The sequence below is a fragment of the Pseudohaliea sp. genome (genome assembly GCF_054552115.1).
Window position 1 is genome coordinate 25,530 of record NZ_JBTOLW010000025.1, and the last position, 20,237, is coordinate 45,766.

Here is a 20,237-nt window from a genome sequence, read left to right on the forward strand (position 1 = left end):
CTCAGGAGACTGCGAGCGCGCGGTAGCCGCCGCGGTAGAAGACGAGGGGGTCGCGCGCCGTGTCCGCGGCGAAGCGGGTCACGCGGCCGACGATGATCGTGTGATCCCCGCCTTCATGGGTCGCCGCGAGTTCGCATTCGAAATGGGCCAGGGCCCCGCTGATAACCGGCGCGCCGTTTTCACCGAAGGTGAAATGCGCGGGTTCCAGCAGGTGTCCGCCCGGCTGGGCATAGCGCACCGAGAGCGCCTCCTGCTCGGCTGCGAGCACACTGATGGCGTAGTGCCGTGGTGTCGCGAAGACGTCAAAGACTTCCGAGTTGTTCTGCAGGCTCCACAGGACCAGGGGCGGGTCGAGAGACACGGAGGAAAAGGAATTGACCGTGAGCGCCTGCGCCCGCCGGTCGCCATCCAGGGCGGTGACCAGGCAGACGCCCGTCGTGAAATTGCCCAGGGTGTTGCGCAGCTCCCGAAAATCCAGTGCCATACTACTCTTCCGTACTTGCCGTGGTCGTACCCGCCCTGGCCCGCCAGCGCGCCGCGCGATCGCGGTCACCGCTGCGAGCCTCCACCCAGCGCGCCTCGGGGCCCCAATGCTCCTTTTTCCAGAAGGGGGCACGGGTCTTCAGGTAATCCATGGTGAATTCGCAGGCGGCGAAGGCGTTGCCGCGGTGGGCGGCGGCCGCGCCGACCCACACGATTCTAGCACCCGGGGCGAGCTCGCCAATGCGGTGGACGACCCCGATTGCGAGCAGCGCCCAGCGCGCGAAAGCCTCGTCGAGGATCGCCCCGATGGCGCGCTCTGTCATGCCCGGGTAATGCTCGACGGTAAGGCCCGTGAATGCCGCATCCCCCGGCGGGCGGCGGACCAGCCCGGTAAACGTCGCCACCGCGCCGGCGGCGTCTTCTGGTTTTCCGCTGCTGGCCAGCAGCGTCGCCGGCAGCTCCGCCGGGTCGAAATCGGCCCGCTGTACACGGCAGAAACACTGCATCCCGTCAGCCGCCGGTCACCGGCGGGAAAAAGGCCACCTCGTCGCCGGGGGCGAGCGTGGTGTTGCCGTGCACCACGGCCTGGTTCACCGCACAGACGAGGTTTGCCTGGGCAAGGACCTCGCGAAAGATCTCGCCGCGTGCCGCCAGCGCCTCGCGCAGCGCATCGAGGTCCGCCGGCTGCGCATCGGGCTCAAAGTGGTACTCGCCCGTACCGAGCCGCTCGCGCACGCTGGCAAAGAACAGCACTTTCACACCGCCACCTCGCCGCGCCGGTATTCGCCGGAGCGGCCGCCGCGCTTGGCGAGGAGCCGCGTCGCGGCAATGGTCATGTCCCGGTCCACGGCCTTGAGCATGTCGTAGACGGTGAGCGCCGCGACGGAGGCCGCCGTGAGCGCCTCCATCTCGACGCCGGTACGCCCCGCCACGGCGCACCGGGCCACGATGCGGACCCCCGGCAACTCCTCGCAGGGGGTGAGCTCAACGTCGATCCGGTCCAGGGGCAGCGGGTGGCACAGGGGTATGAGTTCCGCCGTGCGCTTGGCGGCCTGGATCCCGGCGATCCGGGCCACGGCGAACACGTCACCCTTGGCCGCGTTGCCGGCGCGCAGCAGCTCAAGCGTCGCCGGCGCCATGACCACCTCACTCGCCGCGGTCGCTTCCCGGCGGGTCACGGGCTTGGCGCCCACATCGACCATGTGGGCCTCGCCGTTCTCGTCCAGGTGTGTCAGTTCCGCCATTGCTCCGGCCCTGCGCGTATTGGCCCGGCAGTCTAGCCAAAGGCGGTGTGCGAAGCCAGAAATACCAATCCCGCAGCGGCTGTGGCACAGTCTGCGCCACCTTGCTTCAGCGGTGCCGCCGTGACGACCGAAAACAATAACGTCCGCGACGACAGCTTCAGCCCCGCTTACCGGCGCTTCGTGCTGGTGATGCTGACCATCGTCTACGCTTTCAACTTCATCGACCGGCAGATCCTGGTGATTCTGCAGGAGCCGATCAAGGCCGACATGGGCCTGTCGGACGCACAGCTAGGGCTGCTCTCGGGCTTCACCTTCGCCGTCATCTACGTCACCGCCGGCATTCCCATTGCCTACCTCGCGGACCGCGGCAACCGCCGCAATATCGTGGCGACGGCACTGACGGTCTGGAGCGCCATGACCGCGCTGTCCGGCCTGGTGCAGAGCTACGGCCAGCTGCTGCTGGCGCGGCTCGGCGTCGGCCTCGGTGAGGCCGGGGGCAGCCCCCCGGCACACTCCATGATCAGCGACTACTACCCGCCGGAGCATCGCGGCACGGCGCTGTCCTTCTACTCATCCGGCATTTACGTCGGCATCCTCCTCGGCTATGCCTTCGGTGGTTTTCTCGCCGACGCCTTCGGCTGGCGGGCCGCTTTCATGGTCGTGGGCGTACCGGGCATCCTCTTTGCCGCGGTGCTCGCCCTGACTGTCAAGGAGCCGCCCCGCGGACGCTGGGATGCCGCTGGCAGCAATGACCACCGGCCAGGCATCGGAGAAACGCTGCGCCTGCTTCGAGCGCGCCGGTCCTTCTGGTACGTCGCCCTGGGTTGCGCCCTCACCTCCTACGTATCCTACGGCAACGGCAACTTCCTGCCCTCGCTGCTGATTCGCAACCACGGCATGAGTGTGGGTGATGTCGGCCTGGTGCTGTCGCTGGTGGCGGGCCTTTCCGGCGCCATCGGGACGTTCCTCGGCGGCTACCTCGGGGACCGTCTCGCGGTGGGCGACCGTCGGTGGTACGTGTGGGTCCCGATCCTCGGCGGCACGCTGGCATTCTTCCCCTATTTCTACGTGGTCCTCGGCAACAACACGACGGCGGTACTGTCCGTTCTCGCCCTGGTCTCCGTGGTGAACTCCCTCTACCTCGGTCCGAGTATCGCGATTTCCCACGCGCTCGTTCCGCCGCGCATGCGCGCACTCACCTCCGCCGTGCTGTTCTTCGTGCTGAACATGATCGGCCTCGGGCTCGGACCGTTCCTCACCGGTCTCGCCAGCGACCTGCTCGCCCCGGTGGCCGGCGACCAGAACCTGCGCTGGGCCATGGTCATCACCGCCTGCGTAGGCCTTCTGGCCCTCGCCAGCTTTTTCCTTGCGGCGCGGAACCTGCCGGCGGATCTCGCCAGGGCCGGCAGCCCCGGCAGCGGCGGCACCTGAGGACTCTGTTAAGCTGGACCCATGTTCAAGCTCCCAGCGGTAACACACACCGCCCGCGGCGACTGGCGCCGGGCCGGCTTCGAGATCGAGTTCACCGGCCTGTCCCTGGAACGTGCGGTAGCGGTCGTGGCGGCTGAGCTCGGCGGCGAGCGGCGGGAGCAGGACGCCGCCCACTGCATCCTTGCGGTTCCCCGGGCCGGCGACTTTACCATCGAGATCGACTGGGCTTTCCTCAAGCGCCAGGCTGCCGGGCAGGACGGCGGCAGCGCCGACGGCTGGGTCGAGCTCCTGAGCGCCGCTGCGGAACGCATTGTGCCGCTGGAGGTCGTCGCGCCGCCCCTGCCCCTCGATCACCTCGGGGCGCTGCTCGACCCGCTGGTGGGTGCGCTCCGGGAGGCCGGCGCCGCCGGCACCCGCGACACGGTGATCGCCGCTTACGGCGTCCATATCAATACGGAAGCCCCCGACCTGGAAGTAAGCACGCTGTGGCGTTACCTCGCCAGCTTCGCCCTGTTGCAGTGGTGGCTGGTGGATGCGCACGCCGTGGATCTCGCCCGGCGGGTCAGCCCCTACGTGGACCTCTACCCCGAGGCGTACGCACGGGAGCTCTGCGAGCAGGGGCCGCCGGAGAGCAACGATGCGCTCCTTGCGGCTTACCTGCAGCACAACCCCACCCGCAACCGGGCACTCGATATGCTGCCCCTGTTCAGCGAGCTCGACGCGGGTGCGGTGCAGGCCACGGTCGAGGACGAGCGCGTCAAGGCGAGGCCCGCTTTCCACTACCGCCTGCCCAACTGCCTCATCGACGACCCGGACTGGTCCCTGGGCGATGCCTGGGAGGGCTGGCGCGTCATCGACGACCTGGCCCAGCGGCCGGCGGACCTCGAGGCTCTCGCGGCGGCCTTCCTGGACCGGTGGCGCCCGCTCCTCGGCGTCGACCGGGCCGCCTGGTGCACGGAGCTTTCCCCATGGCTGCGCGACCGCGGATTGGTGTGACCGGGACCGCGCGGCGCTTCGCGCCCGCCTGGTGGTGCACGCGGCTGGCCCTGGCCCTCTGCGGCGCCCGCGCGGTCCGCATCAGCCTGCGCCACGAGCAGACGCTGGACGCCATAGACGGACTGGTTATCGGCGGCGGCAACGACATCGCGCCCGAGCACTACGGCGGTGTGCTCGAGGGGCCGGTGCGCACGGACACGGCCCGCGACGCGCTGGAAATCCGCTGGGTCCGCGGGGCACTGAACCGGGAGCTGCCGCTGCTCGGGATATGCCGGGGCGCACAGCTCATCAATGTCGTCCTCGGCGGCAACCTGCACGCGGATATCCGGCCCCTGCGCCGGCGCACGCGGAACCGTCCGGGCCTTCTGCCCACCAAGCGCGTCGACCTGGTGGGGAACTCGCAGCTGGCGACGGTGACGCACCGCGAACGGCTGCGGGTCAACAGCCTGCACCACCAGGCCATCGACCGCCCCGGTGAAGGCCTCGCCATCACCGGCCGGGACCTGGATGGGCTGGTGCAGGGCGTCGAGCACCGCGAGCGTGCGGTACTCGGCGTCCAGTGGCATCCCGAATACCTGCTCTACCTGCCCGCACAGCTGGCCCTGTTCCGCTGGCTGGTGCAGGCTGCGAGGCGCCGTGACTGAACTCGCGGTACTGTTTGCCAGCGCGTTTCTCGCCGCCACGTTCCTGCCATTCTATTCCGAGGTGGTTTTCCTGGCACTGCTCGCCGACGGCGGCGGAGCGGTGGCACCCGTGGTCGTCGCCACCGCCGGCAACACCCTCGGTGGCCTGGTGAACTGGGCCCTCGGCCGCGCCCTGCTGACCTTCCGGCGCAGGCGTTGGTGGCCTGTCAGTGACAGGCAGCTCAGCCGGGCGACGGCCTGGTTCGGTCGCTACGGCTACTGGAGCCTGCTCTTTGCCTGGCTGCCCCTCGGCGGTGACGCGCTTCCCCTGGTCGCCGGCACACTGCGGGCGCCGCTATGGAAAGTCGCGCCGCTGCTGGCGATCGGCAAGGGCCTGCGCTACGCCGCCCTGGCCCTTCTGGCCGGCTCACCCTTTTCTGCCTGACCCATGGCGCCCTCGGTGGCGGCAGCTATGGCTGGGGCGGGGCCGCTGTTCTGGGTGGACCCGGTAGACGACGTCGTCGGCATCTTCATGACCCGGAGCGTGCCCCACCAGACCACCATGGCGGACAGCTTCAGGGTGCTCACCTACCAGGCGCTGCTGGACACCCGCCGCAAGCGCGTCGGGAACGCCTGCGCCGCCTTCTGAGGCCGGCGCAGCCGATGCGAGGGCTCAGGCCGTTTCGGCGAGGAAGCCTAGCAGCTCCTCGAGGTAGCGTTCGCGTTCCTCGATGAAGGGTGCATGACCGCACTCGGAAAATTCCACGGCGCGGGCGTGGCTGTTGTTCTCCGCGACCCAGCGGCAGATCGGCGGCGCCACGAAGCCGTCCTGGCCGCCGACATAGCTGAGGATCGGAACCGTGAGCCCGGCGAGGACCTCCCGCTGGTCGAGGGGGCCGAGCTCCGCAAGGGTCGCGACGGCCCGCGGCGACGCCTCGGTGAAAACGCGCCACATCCAGTGCTCCAGTGCCTCGCCCACGGGCTTCGCGCAAACGGCCTGGGAAAGCCCGTGCAGGAAAGTAATGCGGTCCTCGCTGAGGCCCTGCACCGTCGCCGACATGTCCTCGGGCGTTCCCCCGAGGGCAAGGTCCGGCTTCTGCACGTAGATCGGCGAGGCGGCACAGGTCAGCACCAGCCCCTCGCAGCGCTCGCCGAGCCGGGCAGCGGCAGCGACGGCGACGGCCCCGCCGAGAGACCAGCCGTTGAGCACGACACGCTCGAGGCCGAGGCGCTCCACCAGGGCCACCGCGTCGCCCGCGATAGCCTCGATGCCCATGTTTGCGAAATCCTTGTCGGAGCCGCCGCAGCCGCGGTGGTCCATGAGCACGACGCGGTAGCCCTGGTCGAGCAGCGCGAGCAACACGGCATCCCAGACGCGCAGGCTCATGCCCCAGCCGTGGAGCAGCAGCACCGTGCGCTCACCACTGCCGTGGTCCTCGAAATAAACGTTGCCGTCGTCGCGTTGCAGATAGGCCATGGGTATCACACTCCTGATATCAAGATGGTCATGACGTGCTTCTCGTAATCGGCGAAGAGCCTGTCGATGTCCAGGGAATCGGCATCCACAAGCCACTGGTAGATCGTGCCGAACATGAAGGCGCAGTAGCGCACGGCGAACTGCTCCGCATCGATGGTCGGCGAGATGTCTCCATCCGCGATGCCCGCCTCGATCCACTCGCGGGCATCCTTGCGATAGATCGCGTGGTGGTCTGCCAGGGTACCGCGGATGTCCGACTCGTGACCGAGGGATTCGTACCACAGCAGGTACATGGCACGGAGGTAGCTGGGCTCGCTGCGGAAGAAATCCCGCTGGGCGTGGATGCCCGCGCGGATAGCCTCGATACCGCGCTTGCCCTGCAGCCGCTCGCCGAGGTGTTCCTTCCAGCGCTTGTCGAAGCGGACGAAAAGCTCCTGCAGCAGGCCGTCCTTGGAACCGAAGCGGTAGCTCGCCAGGCCCCGGCTGTAACCGGCACGCTCACCGATTTCCTTCAGGGTCATCTTGCGGGTGCCGAACTCGTTGATGAGCTCGATGGCCGCCTCGAACATGCGACGGTCGGACAGGGCCGTCCGCTCGGCCTGGGTCAGCGGCCCTTCCTCGGCCCGGGGCGGCTGTGGCTGTGGCATCGATGCCTCTCCTCGTCAGGCTGCGCCCACCATCAGGACACGCGCAGGATCTCGAACTCTCCCGCATCCCGGCGCTCGCGCAGGCGTTTCTTGTCGATCTTGCCCACGCTGGTCTTTTCGATGGCATCGACGAAGACCCAGCGCTCGGGGATCCAGAAACGGGCGACGCGGTCACGCAGGAAGCCGCGTAGCTCCTCGGCTTCGAGACCCTCGCGGCCGCTGGCCACGATTGCCAGCGGGCGCTCCTGCCAGCGCTCGTCGGGGACGGCGATGACGGCGGCCTCGGTCACGTCCGGGTGTGCCGCAAGGGCATTTTCCAGGTCCACGGACGAGATCCATTCGCCACCGGACTTTATCACGTCCTTGGTACGGTCGGTGAGCTGAACAAAGTGTCTGCGGTCGATGTGGCCCACATCACCGGTGCGCAGCCAGCCGTCGTCGGTAAAGCTGTCCGCGGCGTCGATACCATGATAGGCGCCGGTCACCCAGGGACCGCGCAGCTGGAGCTCGCCGACCGTCTCCCCGTCGCAGGGTGCCGGTCTGCCGTCGTCGCCGATGGCGCGCACCTCGATGCCCGGCACCGGGCGTCCGCTCTTGGCTCGCCAGCGCGACTCGGGCAGCCCCCCGAGGTCCCGGGGCGGGTGGGAGAGAACGCACATGGGGCTGGTCTCGGTCATCCCCCAGCCCTGGAGCAGGGGCACACCCCAGCGCTCGCGCACCGCCTCGATCATGGCCGGCGGCACCGCGGAGCCCCCGGAAACCAGGAGACGGAAGCAGCGCATGTCGAGCTCTTCTTCGGGAACCCGGAGCAGGTCGCCGAGCACCGTGGGCACCATGGCACTGAAGGTCGGCCGCTCACTGCCGATCAGCCGGACCAGCTTGTCCGGCTGAACGTGCGGCCCGGGCATGAGCAGGTCGCTGCCCGAAAACCAGCCGCTGTAGGGCATGCCCCAGGAGTTGGCGTGGAACATCGGTGGCAACAGCAGGAGCCGGTCGGCTTCGCAGATACCGAAGGTATCGGTCGCCCGGGAAGCGAGCGCGTGCAGGTAGGTCGTCTTGTGGCTGTAAACAACCCCCTTGGGATTGCCCGTGGTACCGCTCGTGTAGCAGACGGCGGCGGCCGCGTTCTCGTCCAGCGTCGGCCAGGGATAGTCGCCGGGCTGCTGGCTGACCGCAGTGCGGTAGTCATGGCTGTGGATGGGACCGCCGGCGCCTGCGGTATCACCGACGATAAGCAGGTGCTGCACGGTGTCGAGGAGCGGCAGCGCCGGCGCCAGCACCTCGAACAGCTGCGCGTCCACGATCAGCACCCGGTCCTCGGCGTGGTTGATCACGTAGGCAATCTGCTCCGTGGAGAGGCGCACGTTGATCGTGTGCATGATTGCGCCCATGGCGGGGATCGCCAGGTACGCCTCCTGGTGCTCGCGGTTGTTCCAGCTGAACGTACCGACACGGTCCCCCGGTCGAACGCCGAGGTCCCGCAGCAGGTTGGCCAGGCGCACGGCGTTCTCCGCGACCTCGCTGAAGCGCGTGTGGGTGACCCGCTCACCGTCGAAGTCGGCCACCACGCTGTCGGGGAACACCGTCGCGCCGTGACGCAGGATCATCTGCACCGTCATGGGCATATGCATCATGGTGGCGGGCATGGGCGCGTAATCGGCCATTTACCAGTCTCCTTTCGCTGCGGCGGCGGCCTCGGCCAGGAGCGCGGGCACGTCCCGCTCGATGCCCCGGGCATAGGCGGTGTCGACCTTGCCCCGGCGGTAGAGGACGTAGGCGCCCTCGACGATGGCGGCGAGGCGCCAGAAGGCAAAACACAGGTAGTAATCGAGGCGGTCAAGGGAAATCCCGGTCTGTGCGGACCAGCGCTCTGCAAGCACGCGGCGACTGTGGACGCCGGGGCGACGGGTCACCTGCTGGATCTGCGGGAAACCGGGCGGGTCTGCGCGGCGCTGGTCACCCCAGAACATCAGCAGCAAGGCAAGGTCCGACAGCGGATCGCCGATTGTCGCCAGCTCCCAGTCGATGATTGCGGCGAGCCCGGGTCTATCCGGCAACGACAGCGTGTTGTCGAGGTGGTAGTCGCCGTGGGTCAGCGCGCCGGGGTGGTCTGCAGGCTTCTCCGCCAGGAGCCAGTCGGCGAGCGCCTCGAGCTCGGGCAACTCACGCACCTGGTCGTTCCGGCGCAGCTCGCGCCAGCGCGTGACCTGGCGCTCGAGAAACCCCTCGGGCCGGCCGAAACCCTCGAGGCCCAGCGAGGCCCAGGGCAGCTTGTGCACCAGGGCAAGCTCATCCACGAGGTCTTCGCCGAGGCGGTTCACCGTCGCCACCGTGTCCGGGTAGGCGTCCGGCAGCGTGTCAGTGATGGATACACCATCGACGTGGCGCACGACGAGGAAAGGCCGGCCGAGGACGAGCGGGTCCTCGCACCAGGCGACAAACCCCGGCACGCGGGCCCGTCCCGAGAGCGCACGCAGAACTCTACCCTCACGCTCGATACCGCGGTGGGCCTTTGCCGAAACCGCATTTTCCGGCGGTGTGCGCAGCACCAGGGCGCCGTCGTCGCTGGCGAGGCGCAAGGTGACATTGGCGTTGCCACCGCCCAGCTCGCCCGTAACGCGCGCGCCGGTGACACCGGCCTGCGCCGCGAGCCAGTCGCGCAGCGCCGCTTCCCGTTCGGGGCTCATTGCCCCGGGACCCCGAAACTCGACAGCAGGCCGCCGTCTACCGGCACGAAGGCGCCGGTCATGTAGTCGCTGGAACCGACCCAGTGGATGACCCGGCCGATATCTGCGGCCTCGCCATAGCGGCCGAGGGGAATGGTCTTGCGCATCGCTTCCAGTGCCTTCGGTGAAACGCCACCGGTCATCTCGGTGAGGACAAGGCCGGGGATCACGAGGTTGACGCGGATACCGCGGGGCGCGAGTTCAATCGCCAGGGCCCGGGTGAGGCCCGACAGCCCGGCCTTGGACGCCGCATAGGCGGAGTCGCCGGGGAAGCCGCGGAAGCCGACGACGGCCCCGACATTGACGATGGCGCCGCCTTCGGCAAGGTGCGGCTCGACGGCGCGGATGGCATTCAGCGCACCGGTGAGGTTCACATCGAGCACGGCCTGCCAGTCTTCGGGCTTCAGGCGCCCGACACGGCCGCCCCGGTGCAGGCCCGCGTTGTTGACGAGGACGTCGATACGCCCCCACTCGGCGATTACGCGCTCGGCAACCGCGGCGAGCTCTTCGGGACGGGAAACGTCGGCGCGGCAGGCGATGCAGTTGTCGCCGCGCTCAGCGGCAAGCTCATCGAGCCCGTTACCACGGGCGACGAGGGCGACGCGGCCGCCCTGCTCGAGAATGCGGTCGGCGGCAGCCAGCCCGATCCCTCGGGAGGCACCGGTTACAATCCAGGTAGTCGATTCTTTGTCCATGGCATCCTGCGCTGGGGGTTATTAATATTTGCTTGTTTGCGACTAGCAAGTTTAAACTTGCCGCTTACCAAGTCAAGGCGCATTCCATTGGAACAGCCCCGCAAGGCGCGCCAAGACCGACGCCAGACAGCCGAGAATAAACGGGAGGCCGCGTGAGCTGGAGTTTCGAGACAGACCCTGAGTTTCAGCAGAAGCTGGATTGGATCGACACTTTTACCCGGGAGGAGATCGAGCCTCTCGACCTCGTCTTCCGTGGCCCCGGTGACCCCTGGGACCCGGACTCCCCCGCCGCCCGGGCCATGGCGCCGCTGCGGGAGACGGTCAAGAAAGAGAAGCTCTGGGCCTGCCACCTCGGCCCCGAGCTCGGCGGCGAGGGCTACGGGCAGGTCAAGCTCGGCCTCATGAACGAGATCCTCGGCCGCAGCCGCTTCGGCCCGAGCGTCTTCGGCTGCCAGGCCCCGGACTCGGGCAACGCGGAGATTCTCGCCCACTTCGGTACGCCGGAGCAGAAGGCGAAGTACCTGCAGCCGCTCCTCGACGGCAGGATCGCCTCCTGCTACTCCATGACCGAGCCGCACGCCGGTGCCGATCCCGCGGAATTCACCTGCACTGCCGAGCGTGACGGCGACGAGTGGGTGATCAACGGCGAGAAGTGGTTCGCCTCGCACGCGCGTTTCTCCGAATTCCTGCTGGTCATGGTCGTTACGAACAAGGACGTCCCGATCCACAAGGGCGCCTCCATGCTGCTCGTCGAGAAGGGGACGCCGGGCATGGAAATCGTCCGCAACTGCGCCGTGGGCCCCTACGTCGAGCAGGGTGATGGCGTGCACGGTTACCTCCGCTTCAGCAATTGCCGTGTTCCGGCCGAGAACCTGCTCGGCGAGGAAGGCGGTGGCTTTCTCGTTGCGCAGACCCGTCTCGGTGGCGGTCGCGTACACCACGCCATGCGCAGCGTCGGCGTGCTGAAGAAGGCCATGGACATGATGTGCGAACGGGTGAAGAGCCGGCGCACCAAGGGGGAGCTGCTCGCGGACAAGCAAACGGTGCAGGAAAAGATTGCCGACAGCTATACGCAGATTCTCCAGTACCGGCTGCACGTGCTCTACACCGCCTGGCTCATCGACAAGCACAAGGAATACAACCGGGAAGTGCGCAAGGAGATTGCTGCCATCAAGGCCGCCACGCCGAAGGTGCTGCAGGACGTCATTTACCGTGTGATGCACCTGCACGGCAGCTGGGGCATGTCCGACGAGACGCCCCTGATGACCATGTGGGCCAACATCCCGGAACTGGGCGTGGTGGACGGTCCCTCCGAGGTGCACAAGATCACGGTGGCGCGCACGGTGCTGCGCGATTACGAGCCCTCTCCCGGGCTGCTGCCGACCTACCACACGCCCACGCAGCGCGAGGCGGCCATGAAGAAGTACGGCCACTACCTGGAAGACTAGGGCAGTTCAAGGCCTGAAAAACAGGGCATGGGCGCCGGCACCTCCCGGGACCGGCGCGGCCCGGGGAGGCACTCGTGAGGGATCAGCGTACGATAGCAGTCGTCGGTGGCAGCGGAGGCCTCGGTGCAGCCATCTGCCGGCGCCTCGCAGCGGAGGGGAACGCTCTCTGCATCGGTTACCATCGAAACGGCGACGCGGCCCGGGCGCTCTGCGACGAACTCACCGCGGCGAACGTGCCGGTGCGCAGCGCGGCCGTGGACCTGCGCGATCCGGCGGCCGTCGATGCCTTCCTGGCAGGCGCCGGCAGCGATGACTGGCCGCTCCAGGCCGTCGTCAATGCCACGGGGCCGGCGATACCGCTCTGCCCCCTCGTCGATGTTGCCCCGGAGCAGTTCCGGACGATCATGGAAACCGACGTATTCGGTGCCTTCCACCTGCTGACCGCCGCAGCCCGGCGCCTGCCGGCCGGTGGCGCGCTGGTACAGTTGCTGACGACCGCGGTGCTCCGGACCCTCGAGAACGACGGCATGTCGGGCATCCCCAAGACCGCGATCGCCGGCATCGTGCGCCAGCTGGCTCGGGAGATCGCCCCCGATGGCAAGCGGATCAATGCCGTGGCTCCGGGCGTCATCGACGTGGGCATCGTGCACTCTTCCTTCACGGCTGACGAAACGGCCCAGGGCGTGATCCGTCTCTGCCTTGACCGCACGCCGGCACCGCGTCTCGGGCAGCCCGACGAGGTGGCCGCGACCGTCGCCTTCCTGCTGAGCCCCGAGGCCAGCTACGTGAACGGACAGATCATCGGTGTCGACGGCGGCTACAGCGCCTGACGCCCGCCAGCAGCAGAGGATTAGAAGCTATGCCCAAGGCCCTGCCCCTCGCGCTTCTCATGACGTTACTTTCCGCCGGTACCGCGGGCGCTGACGACGCGCCATCGGCCGCCGCCGGGCTGGCGAGCCGGGGCGAGTCGCTATACCAGCGCCACTGCTCCAACTGCCACGGTATGGCCCTGCGCGGTTCGCCGCACGGCAGCGCGCTCCTTGGACCGGTGTTCCTCGACAAGTGGGGCGAGGCCTCCCCTGTCGACCTGCTCCGCTACACGGCAGCCAACATGCCCCCCGGCGGCACCGCCGTGCTGCGCAACCAGGATCTCGCGGCGGTAGTCGCGTTCATGCTTGAGCGCAACCGCGAGACGGCACCGGACGGGCTACCGCTGCTAGTCCCCGCGAGCCTTGCGCCGGCCGGTGAGGCAGGCACTGAAGCCGCCGGCGATGAGGGCTGGTTCAACTTCACCGAGGCGGGGACCATCGACCAGGCCGCCCGCAGCCGCGGCGGTTTTCGTGGGCGCGGCCTCGACAGCTTCTCGCCGGTTACCGAGGCCATGCTGGAAAACCCGCCCCCCGGCGACTGGCTGAGCTGGCGCCGGACCCGAGACGGGCACGGTTACAGCCCCCTGGCACAGGTCAACCGGGACACCGTCGGTGCCCTCAAGCTCGCCTGGGTGCTGGCCATGCGCGACGGCAGCAACCAGGTCACGCCCCTGGCCCACGACGGCATCCTCTACCTCACCCATCCAGGCAACATCGTCCAGGCGGTGGACGGCGCGACCGGCGAGGTGCTCTGGGAATACGCTTACACCTTCCCACCCGGGGCCAAGACGCTCGGCGGCCCCGTACGCAACATCGCCCTCTACGAGGACAAGCTGTTCCTGAGCACCTACGACGCGGCGATCGTTGCCGTTGACGCCCGCAGCGGCGAGCAGCTCTGGCGGACACCGAAGGCAGACTACCGCGAGGCCTACACGCACACGGCCGGTCCCATCGTCGGCGGCGGCGTCGTGCTGTCCGGCATCAATGGCTGCGAGCTGTACACGAAAGCCGGCTGTTTCATCACCGGCCACGACCCTGATACCGGCGAAGAGCTCTGGCGCACCTCGACCATTGCGCTGCCGGGCACTCCCGAGGGCGACACCTGGGGCGGCCAGCCGCAGGCCCTGCGCGCCGGGGGCGATGCCTGGATCGCCGGCTCCTACGACGCCGAGCTCGATCTTTTCTTCATCGGCACGTCGCAGGCCAAGCCCTGGGTGGCCGCAAGCCGCGGCATGAGCGCCCGGGACCAGGCCCTGTACACCAACAGCACCCTGGCCCTCGACCCGCAGACCGGCGAGATCGCCTGGTATTTCCAGCATGTGCCCGGCGAGACCATCGACATGGAGGTCGGCTTCGAACGGGTTCTCGTGGCTATCGACGGCAGGCCGGTCCTGCTCACCGTCGGCAAGGACGGCCTCCTCTGGAAGCTGGACCGGGAGACCGGCGCCTTCATCGCCGTGAAGGAAACGCTGCCGCAGAATATCTTTGCCGACATCGACCGGGAGACCGGCCACGTCCGCTATCGCGACGACATCCTCGCGGCAAAGATCGGCGACACGATCCAGGCTTGCCCGGGCATCTATGGCGGCCACAACTGGCAGGCCTCCGCCTACAGCCCGGAGACGGAGAGCCTAGTGGTCCCGTTGCACCAGCTCTGCTCGGACATGATCGGCCGCGAAGTACCGCTGGAGGAAGGTGGGGGCGGCTACGGCGGCGATTCTCGTACCTATGAAATGCCCGGCGCCGGCGGCAAGCTTGGCAAGCTCGCCGCCTATGACGTGCGCACCCTGGAGGAGCGCTGGTCCCACGAACAGCCCGCGCTTTTCCTCACCGGCGCCCTGAGCACCGGCGGCGGACTCGTCTTCATCGGCGACCTCGACCGCTACTTCAAGGCCTTCGACGTGGCTTCCGGCGAAGTGCTCTGGCAGACACGCCTCGGCGCCCCGCTCCACGGCTACCCGATCACCTATACCGCCGGCGGTAAGCAGTATCTTGCCGTGCCCACCGGTATCGGCGTCTTCCGGGCCCTCACCGCGGTCCTCTCCCCGGAGATCTACCAGCCGACGAACGGCCAGGCGCTGTACGTGTTTGAGCTGCCCGACGAGAGCTGATTCAACAGGCTCTTGGCAAACTCCCGGGCGGCTGTTTTTAGGGCACCCACCCCAATCGCACCAAACCGGTGCGGGGGCGGGATACTTCTCTCAGTCGCTCCCCGTCACACGCTTTGGGGGAGAAGTATCCCGCCCCCGCCCCTGACGCCTCGCGTACTTCCGAGGCGGATGCACTTCCAGAGCGGTAGGGACGGCTGCCAGAAGGTGCCCCCACCAAGCGTGTATCGGGGAGCGACTGGGGGCACCTTCCGGCAGCCGTCCCGGGAATCCCGCAGAGAGGCCGGATCGGCAGGCAAAAAAACCCCCGACCGTCACCGGCCGGGGCCTGAAATCCACTGATCGCGGTGCTAGTCGTCGTCCAGCCCGGTGCGCCCCGCCTCGCGGATGATCGGCTGGTACTCGGCGAAGGCCGGGCCTTCGACCGTGGCGCCGATGGTGATGCCGGCGTCCGTCGTGAGCGTGTGCCCCGTGGTGTAGCCGGACTCATCGCTGGCGAGCCACAAAGCGGCGTTGGCGACATCCATGGCGAGGCCGGGGCGCCCGTGAAGCGGTGACATCTCCGCCAGCGCACGCTCGGCACCGGCGATGTCGGTCGGGTCGCCGGTGAGTACGTTGGCCACCATCGGCGTCGCCATGCTGGCGGCGGCGATCGTGTTGACCCGCACGCCGCTGCGGGCGAGCTCGGTGGCGACACTCTTGGTGAGGCCGACCACGCCATGCTTGGCAGCGGTGTAGGCATGCGGGCCGAGCCCGCCGAGAATGCCGGCGGTGCTGGCCATCGTGATAATCGAGCCGCTCCGCTGCCCTGCCATGATCCGCGCCGCGTGCTTCATGGCGTAGAAGGTGCCGTTCAGGAGTACGTCAATGCTGAAGCGCCACTCCTCGCCAGGCGTGGTGGCCAGCGGCCCCACGGAGCCGACGATGCCGGCGCAGTGGAACAGCGCATCAAGGCGACCGAAGCGTTCGACGGTCGCATCGACGGCTGCGACCAGGTCGCTCTCTTCCGTGACGTCACAGTCCTGGTAGAACGTCCCCTCCCCCAGGCGTTGGGCCAGGGCTTCGCCGGCTTCGCGCTGGATGTCAACGATAGCGACCTTCGCTCCCTCGCGGACGAACAGCTCGACGGCTGCGGCGCCGATACCACTCGCGCCGCCGGTAATCAGCGCGGTCTTGCCTTCAAGACGCATTTTCTTCCCCTTCTCCGGTTCCTGATGCCTGCCATAAAGCGGGCATTGCGCTGCCGCGCTCAGCCCGCCTGGTTGATGAAATCCTGCGGTGCCCGCTGCCCCACCGTCGCCGCGGGCAGGTCACCCATGCCCTGGCTGCAGGACGGCTCCAGGCGCATCCAGTCGGTCAGACCGGTGCGGTGCATGATCTTCCACTCGCCATCGTGGCACTCGAAGCGGTCCACGTAGCGGCCGCCCACCAGGTAATCCATCTCGCTGTCATAGGCCCCGGGCCCGGCGAGGGGATCGCCCTTCGGTCGCATGAGATGGTAGGCGGTGAAATAGGTCTCGACCCGGGCCGCGTCGTCGCCATCAAACTCGATCAGCGTATTGCCGAGCTGGTGGTGTGTGCGGGCACAGGTCGAGAGGAAGCCGAACGCGAAGGCGACGAAGTCCCCGGGCTCCTCCGGCGACGACGGTGCCGAAGGGTCCGAGGATGGGCCCTCGTAGAAATGGTTGTGCCGGGAACCGGGGTGGAACACGCTGCGCAGGAGCGCTTCGTCCATGCGGTCGATGGCGCGAGCATAGCGGTGGATGACGTCCCTGATGGCCTCCCTGGCCGCGAGCTCTTCCGTTGTCATCACCATCCTTCCTCCCCGGCTCCCGGGTTTGCTTACTGCGTCAGTTGTTGAAGTTGTAGACCACTTCCACCCCGTAGGTCCGCGGGCGCCGCGTGGCGGCGTAGGACCAGAGGCCGGCGACCTCGTAACCGTGGGTGTAGGTGTCCTCGTCCGTCAGGTTGCGGCCGAAGAGGCTGAACTGCAGGTCGCCGACCGCGTAGTTGATGGACGCGTCCACCAGGCCCTGGGCGTCGTTTTCCGTCTCCGGGTTGTTGGTCGCCGTGGTGAAGTGATCACCGATGTAGCGGTAGGACCCCCGCAGCCAGGCGTTGCCACCGCCGACTTCCCACTCATAGGTGGCATCGATGGTGCCGGTCCACTCCGGTGCGCGCCGGAACTCGAGATTGCTGAGATCGACGACACTGCCTTCCGGATCCGTGTAGACGAAGTCGTCATACTCGGAGTCCAGGTAACCGAGGTTGGCGCGCAGGCTGAGCTTATCCGTCACGTAGGCCTGCATGTCGAACTCGATGCCCTGGATTGTCGCCGAGGACGGATTGATAACCACCGTCTTCTGGCCGGTATCGGTCTGGTCCGAGGGCAACTGCAACTCTTCCTGCTTGTCCTGGTAGTCCATGCTGAAGATCGTGGCGTTCAGGCGCACCCGGTTGTCGAAGAACTGCGACTTCACGCCGAGTTCGTAATTGTCCACGGTCTCCGGGTCGTAGGGCTGGATCGCCTCCTCGAGGCTCGCGACCCGGCCGTTGAAGCCCCCGGCGCGGAAACCCACCGAGTAGGTGGCGAAAAACATCACGTCCTCGCTGTAGTGGTACTTGAGGCCCAGGCGCGGCGTGAACTCGTCCCACTTGTCGCTCGGGTGCTCCGTGCGGCCCTGGGACAGCGTATTCACCTCGCCGAACTGCGCGGAAGTCTTCTCGTCCTCCGTGTAGCGCCCGCCGAAGGTCAGAGTCCACTTGTCGCTGAAGCGCCAGTCAGCCTCGAAGAACGCGGCGATGGACTCGGTGGTCTGGTTCGTGGTCTGCGGGATGTCGAGCACCAGGCCGGGCACTGCGAAGCCGATGTAGCTGCGCATGCGGCTCTCGTACTCCGAGTCCCAGTAGAACAGGCCGCCAACCGCGGTGAAGGCACCGCCGTTATCCCAGGTCAGGCGCACCTCGTGGCTGTCCTGCTCCCACTCGCCCGGGCGCTCCGTGTGGTAGAGCAGCTCGGGAACGCCGTCCCAGTCCTGCAGCGAGTCCTCATCCGATTCCCAGCGACCGTACACGTAGTCGAGGCGGAGCGCGTCGTTGATGTCCCAGCGTGCCTCCAGGATGTGGGTTTCCGTATCGAAGAACGCGTCCATGAACTGGGGCCGGATCTGGTCCACCGACGTAATGTTCGTCTCGAAAGACGGCGGCTCCGGCGGCACCCCGCCACCGCCGGCAACACCCAGACGATCACCGGTGATCGTCGTATCGAGGCTCGGGGAACAGTAGCCGTAGGCCGTGCAGAAGAGCTGGTCGGGGCGGGTGGCATTGACCAGCGCAGGCGTATCCTGGTCGAGCTCTTCCCGGTTATAGGTGTACTCGAGCTCCAGCGTATCGGTGGGCGTCCACAAGAAATTGGCACCGAGGTTGGTGTATTCCTGTCGGCCCTGGTCGCGGTTGAAGGTGACGTTGTCGTAGTAACCCTCTCCCTGGTCACGGAGCGATGCGGTCAGCTTCACTGCGAGATCGTCGGTGAGGGCAAAGTTGAAGATGCCGTCCAGGTAGTAGGTCTCGTAGTTCTCTGCGCCCGCGCGGAAGCGGCCGCCGAGCTCACCCGTGGGCTTGGTGCGCTCGATATTGATGAGGCCGCCGACCGTGTTGCGCCCGAACAGCGTGCCCTGCGGACCGCGCAGTACCTCGACGCGGGCGAGGTCGATGCTGCGCATCAGCGAGCCGGCCGTGGAGCCGATGAACACGCCATCGATGCTGACGCCAACGGCGGGGTCGAAGTTCTTCTCGAGGTCAGCCATGCCGACACCGCGGATGAAGATGGCAGCGGTGCCGCCCGGGCCCTGGCCGGTGTCATCGATGATCAGGTTCGGCGCGATATTCGCGAGGTCCTGGATATCCCGGGCGAACTGCCGCTGGATTTCCGTCTCGCTGAGGGCGCTCACCGAGATACCGACATCCTGCATGCTCTCCTCGCGTTTCCGCGCGGTAACGGTGATTTCCTCGAGCACACCCTGCTGGGCCTGCACGACCGGTACGGACGTGATGGCGACACCAGCCGCGGCCAGCGCGATAACCAGTTGCTTCTTACCGTTCTTCATGGGGCTTGCCTCCTCGGCGGTACATCGTTGCTGTTATTGCTCTGTATTTATTGCTGTCGTTCCGTGGCGGAGCGCCCGCAGGCGCCCGTGCGTCAACCCGGCGCCACCAGCGGGGTGCCATTCACCGGGTTGAAATAATGGATCGTCACGTCCCGCTGCCTGATGCGCCAGGTGCCGTCGCGTCGTTCGACCAGGTCTTCGTAGGTCGCGCCGACGATCTGGCAGACGCTCTCCCCTGCCAGCCGGCCGACGCAGTCGACGTCACAGACGGCGCGGGCGCGATCCGGGGACTCGAAGTGGATCACGTTGTTGGTCGTGAGGTGATGGCTCTCGTCCCACGCCGGCCAGAGCACGTCCCTGACGGCCTCCCGGATCCCGGCGTGCCCCTCGAAGGCACCGAAGGGCGGGCCTATGTTCCAGGTGCAGTCCTCCCACCAGATGGCGAGGAAACGGTCGAAGTCCCGCTTGTCGAAGCCGTGACAGTATTCGGAGGCCAGGTCCACGATAGCCCGGCGGCTCTCCAGCTGGTCAATGCGGGCCAGCAATGCCTCGATGGTGGCGGCATCTGCGCTCATGTCTTGCTCCCCTGCCCTGTTATGGTCCCGTCGGGCTTATCTCAGGCTTGGTAAGACGAGTTGCTTGTTTGTGTCTAGCAAGTGTATCCGACCCGCCCGCGGGGTCAAGCGCCTCGCGGCGAAAAAATCCCGTTCAGCGGTCGCTGTCGAGCGTGGCCCACGGACCTGCGGGCGCCATGAGCGAAGGGTCTTTCCGGCGGGTATCGCCCACCGCCCGGGCGACCGGTGCGAGTTGCAGCGGGAACTTGAGCACAGGGGCAAACAGGGGGTCGTCGACAGCCACCGGGCTCTCGTTATCGAGCCAGCGCAGCGCTTCCTCGCCGGCCAGCAGCACGGGCATGCGCTGGTGCCAGCGACGAAAGGCCGGGGCGGCGGCCGTGGTCACCAGGGTGCAGGAAAGGAGCGGCGCGCCGCCACCGTTCCAGACATCCCAGAGCGCGGCGACGGCAAGAGCCTCATCGCCATTGGTGATCAGCCAGGGCACCTTGCCCTTGCCCTCCCTGCGCCACTCGAGAAAGCTGCTCATGGGAACGATGCCGCGCTGCCGGCGGAAGGGCCCGCGGAACGCACGGCTGGTGGCGAGGTTCTCGCAGCGCGCATTGAACATCGCGTAGCGTTGGTCCAGCGCCGGCGCCCAGGAGGGCGTCAGCCACCAGCGTGCCTCGCCCGGTCCCTCGCGGCGCAGCAGCGTTACCGGCTCCGTAGGCGCGACGTTGTAGCGGGCTGGGGGCAGTGACACGGCAAGCCCCAGGCTGTCAATCAGGGCTGAAAGCCCCGGGGTCTGGGCGATGTTGAAGCGGCCGCACATC

22 protein-coding genes are annotated in these 20,237 nt (G+C 67.6%); 8 read left to right on the top strand and 14 right to left on the bottom strand.

Annotated elements, in window-relative coordinates:
- Position 1 precedes the first annotated feature (1 nt).
- Genes ACX93N_RS12175 through moaC form a run of 4 tightly spaced genes read right to left on the bottom strand, consistent with a single transcriptional unit; the run spans position 2 to position 1,727 of the window.
- Positions 2-484, bottom strand: a complete 483-nt coding sequence (locus tag ACX93N_RS12175; protein ID WP_459428698.1) for a flavin reductase family protein — start codon at positions 482-484, stop codon at positions 2-4.
- 1 nt (position 485) lies between these two features.
- Positions 486-989, bottom strand: coding sequence for a molybdenum cofactor biosynthesis protein MoaE (locus tag ACX93N_RS12180; RefSeq protein WP_459428699.1), 504 nt, complete (start codon positions 987-989; stop codon positions 486-488).
- A 4-nt stretch (positions 990-993) separates the two neighbouring features.
- Positions 994-1,242 (bottom strand): molybdopterin converting factor subunit 1, encoded by a 249-nt coding sequence (gene moaD / locus ACX93N_RS12185; protein WP_459428700.1) that lies wholly within the window; start codon positions 1,240-1,242, stop codon positions 994-996.
- On the bottom strand, positions 1,239-1,727 hold the full coding sequence (gene moaC / locus ACX93N_RS12190) for a cyclic pyranopterin monophosphate synthase MoaC (protein ID WP_459428701.1): 489 nt from the start codon (positions 1,725-1,727) through the stop codon (positions 1,239-1,241). Before moaC ends, moaD begins: the two co-directional genes overlap by 4 nt.
- Before the next feature lie 120 nt (positions 1,728-1,847).
- On the opposite strand from moaC, the gene ACX93N_RS12195 reads away from it, so the two are divergent.
- From ACX93N_RS12195 to ACX93N_RS12215, 5 genes are read left to right on the top strand one after another with little or no spacing between them, the layout of a single operon-like run.
- Positions 1,848-3,158 carry a spinster family MFS transporter gene (locus ACX93N_RS12195; protein ID WP_459428702.1) on the top strand — a complete coding sequence of 437 codons (1,311 nt, stop codon included), beginning with the start codon at positions 1,848-1,850 and terminating at the stop codon, positions 3,156-3,158.
- A 21-nt stretch (positions 3,159-3,179) separates the two neighbouring features.
- Positions 3,180-4,154, top strand: a complete 975-nt coding sequence (locus tag ACX93N_RS12200) for an amidoligase family protein (RefSeq protein WP_459428703.1) — start codon at positions 3,180-3,182, stop codon at positions 4,152-4,154.
- Positions 4,127-4,798 (top strand): gamma-glutamyl-gamma-aminobutyrate hydrolase family protein, encoded by a 672-nt coding sequence (locus ACX93N_RS12205; RefSeq protein ID WP_459428704.1) that lies wholly within the window; start codon positions 4,127-4,129, stop codon positions 4,796-4,798. The genes ACX93N_RS12200 and ACX93N_RS12205 overlap by 28 nt, the downstream gene beginning before the upstream one ends.
- On the top strand, positions 4,791-5,222 hold the full coding sequence (locus ACX93N_RS12210) for a YqaA family protein (RefSeq protein WP_459428705.1): 432 nt from the start codon (positions 4,791-4,793) through the stop codon (positions 5,220-5,222). Before ACX93N_RS12205 ends, ACX93N_RS12210 begins: the two co-directional genes overlap by 8 nt.
- A gap of 27 nt (positions 5,223-5,249) precedes the next feature.
- Complete coding sequence (locus ACX93N_RS12215) at positions 5,250-5,426, top strand: hypothetical protein (RefSeq protein WP_459428706.1); 177 nt, start codon at positions 5,250-5,252, stop codon at positions 5,424-5,426.
- 24 nt (positions 5,427-5,450) lie between these two features.
- Here the strand turns inward: ACX93N_RS12215 and ACX93N_RS12220 are convergent, their stop codons facing one another.
- Genes ACX93N_RS12220 through ACX93N_RS12240 form a run of 5 tightly spaced genes read right to left on the bottom strand, consistent with a single transcriptional unit; the run spans position 5,451 to position 10,322 of the window.
- Positions 5,451-6,254 (bottom strand): alpha/beta fold hydrolase, encoded by an 804-nt coding sequence (locus ACX93N_RS12220; RefSeq protein WP_459428707.1) that lies wholly within the window; start codon positions 6,252-6,254, stop codon positions 5,451-5,453.
- Positions 6,255-6,259: 5 nt separating this feature from the next.
- Positions 6,260-6,901 carry a TetR/AcrR family transcriptional regulator gene (locus ACX93N_RS12225; RefSeq protein ID WP_459428708.1) on the bottom strand — a complete coding sequence of 214 codons (642 nt, stop codon included), beginning with the start codon at positions 6,899-6,901 and terminating at the stop codon, positions 6,260-6,262.
- Between the two features lie 32 nt (positions 6,902-6,933).
- Complete coding sequence (locus tag ACX93N_RS12230) at positions 6,934-8,565, bottom strand: long-chain fatty acid--CoA ligase (protein ID WP_459428709.1); 1,632 nt, start codon at positions 8,563-8,565, stop codon at positions 6,934-6,936.
- Positions 8,566-9,588: a phosphotransferase family protein gene (locus ACX93N_RS12235; RefSeq protein WP_459428710.1), complete on the bottom strand. Its 1,023-nt coding sequence runs from the start codon at positions 9,586-9,588 to the stop codon at positions 8,566-8,568.
- Positions 9,585-10,322 carry an SDR family NAD(P)-dependent oxidoreductase gene (locus tag ACX93N_RS12240; protein ID WP_459428711.1) on the bottom strand — a complete coding sequence of 246 codons (738 nt, stop codon included), beginning with the start codon at positions 10,320-10,322 and terminating at the stop codon, positions 9,585-9,587. Before ACX93N_RS12240 ends, ACX93N_RS12235 begins: the two co-directional genes overlap by 4 nt.
- 152 nt (positions 10,323-10,474) lie before the next feature.
- Between ACX93N_RS12240 and ACX93N_RS12245 the strand changes: the two genes are divergently transcribed.
- The 3 genes from ACX93N_RS12245 (at position 10,475) to ACX93N_RS12255 (ending at position 14,750) form a co-directional block, all read left to right on the top strand.
- Complete coding sequence (locus ACX93N_RS12245) at positions 10,475-11,770, top strand: acyl-CoA dehydrogenase family protein (RefSeq protein WP_459428712.1); 1,296 nt, start codon at positions 10,475-10,477, stop codon at positions 11,768-11,770.
- A 74-nt stretch (positions 11,771-11,844) separates the two neighbouring features.
- Positions 11,845-12,600: an SDR family NAD(P)-dependent oxidoreductase gene (locus tag ACX93N_RS12250; protein ID WP_459428713.1), complete on the top strand. Its 756-nt coding sequence runs from the start codon at positions 11,845-11,847 to the stop codon at positions 12,598-12,600.
- A 29-nt stretch (positions 12,601-12,629) separates the two neighbouring features.
- Entirely contained in the window at positions 12,630-14,750 is a 2,121-nt protein-coding gene (locus ACX93N_RS12255) for an outer membrane protein assembly factor BamB family protein (protein ID WP_459428714.1), read from the top strand.
- Between the two features lie 347 nt (positions 14,751-15,097).
- Here ACX93N_RS12255 and ACX93N_RS12260 read toward each other — a convergent pair whose 3' ends face one another.
- The 5 genes from ACX93N_RS12260 to ACX93N_RS12280 form a co-directional block, all read right to left on the bottom strand.
- Positions 15,098-15,937, bottom strand: coding sequence for an SDR family oxidoreductase (locus ACX93N_RS12260; protein WP_459428715.1), 840 nt, complete (start codon positions 15,935-15,937; stop codon positions 15,098-15,100).
- A gap of 59 nt (positions 15,938-15,996) precedes the next feature.
- Positions 15,997-16,557, bottom strand: coding sequence for a nuclear transport factor 2 family protein (locus ACX93N_RS12265; RefSeq protein WP_459428716.1), 561 nt, complete (start codon positions 16,555-16,557; stop codon positions 15,997-15,999).
- Positions 16,558-16,597: 40 nt separating this feature from the next.
- Positions 16,598-18,853, bottom strand: a complete 2,256-nt coding sequence (locus ACX93N_RS12270; RefSeq protein ID WP_459428717.1) for a TonB-dependent receptor — start codon at positions 18,851-18,853, stop codon at positions 16,598-16,600.
- 92 nt (positions 18,854-18,945) lie between these two features.
- Entirely contained in the window at positions 18,946-19,428 is a 483-nt protein-coding gene (locus tag ACX93N_RS12275; protein ID WP_459428718.1) for a nuclear transport factor 2 family protein, read from the bottom strand.
- Positions 19,429-19,561: 133 nt separating this feature from the next.
- Positions 19,562-20,236 carry an SOS response-associated peptidase gene (locus ACX93N_RS12280; RefSeq protein ID WP_459428719.1) on the bottom strand — a complete coding sequence of 225 codons (675 nt, stop codon included), beginning with the start codon at positions 20,234-20,236 and terminating at the stop codon, positions 19,562-19,564.
- Position 20,237 lies beyond the last annotated feature (1 nt).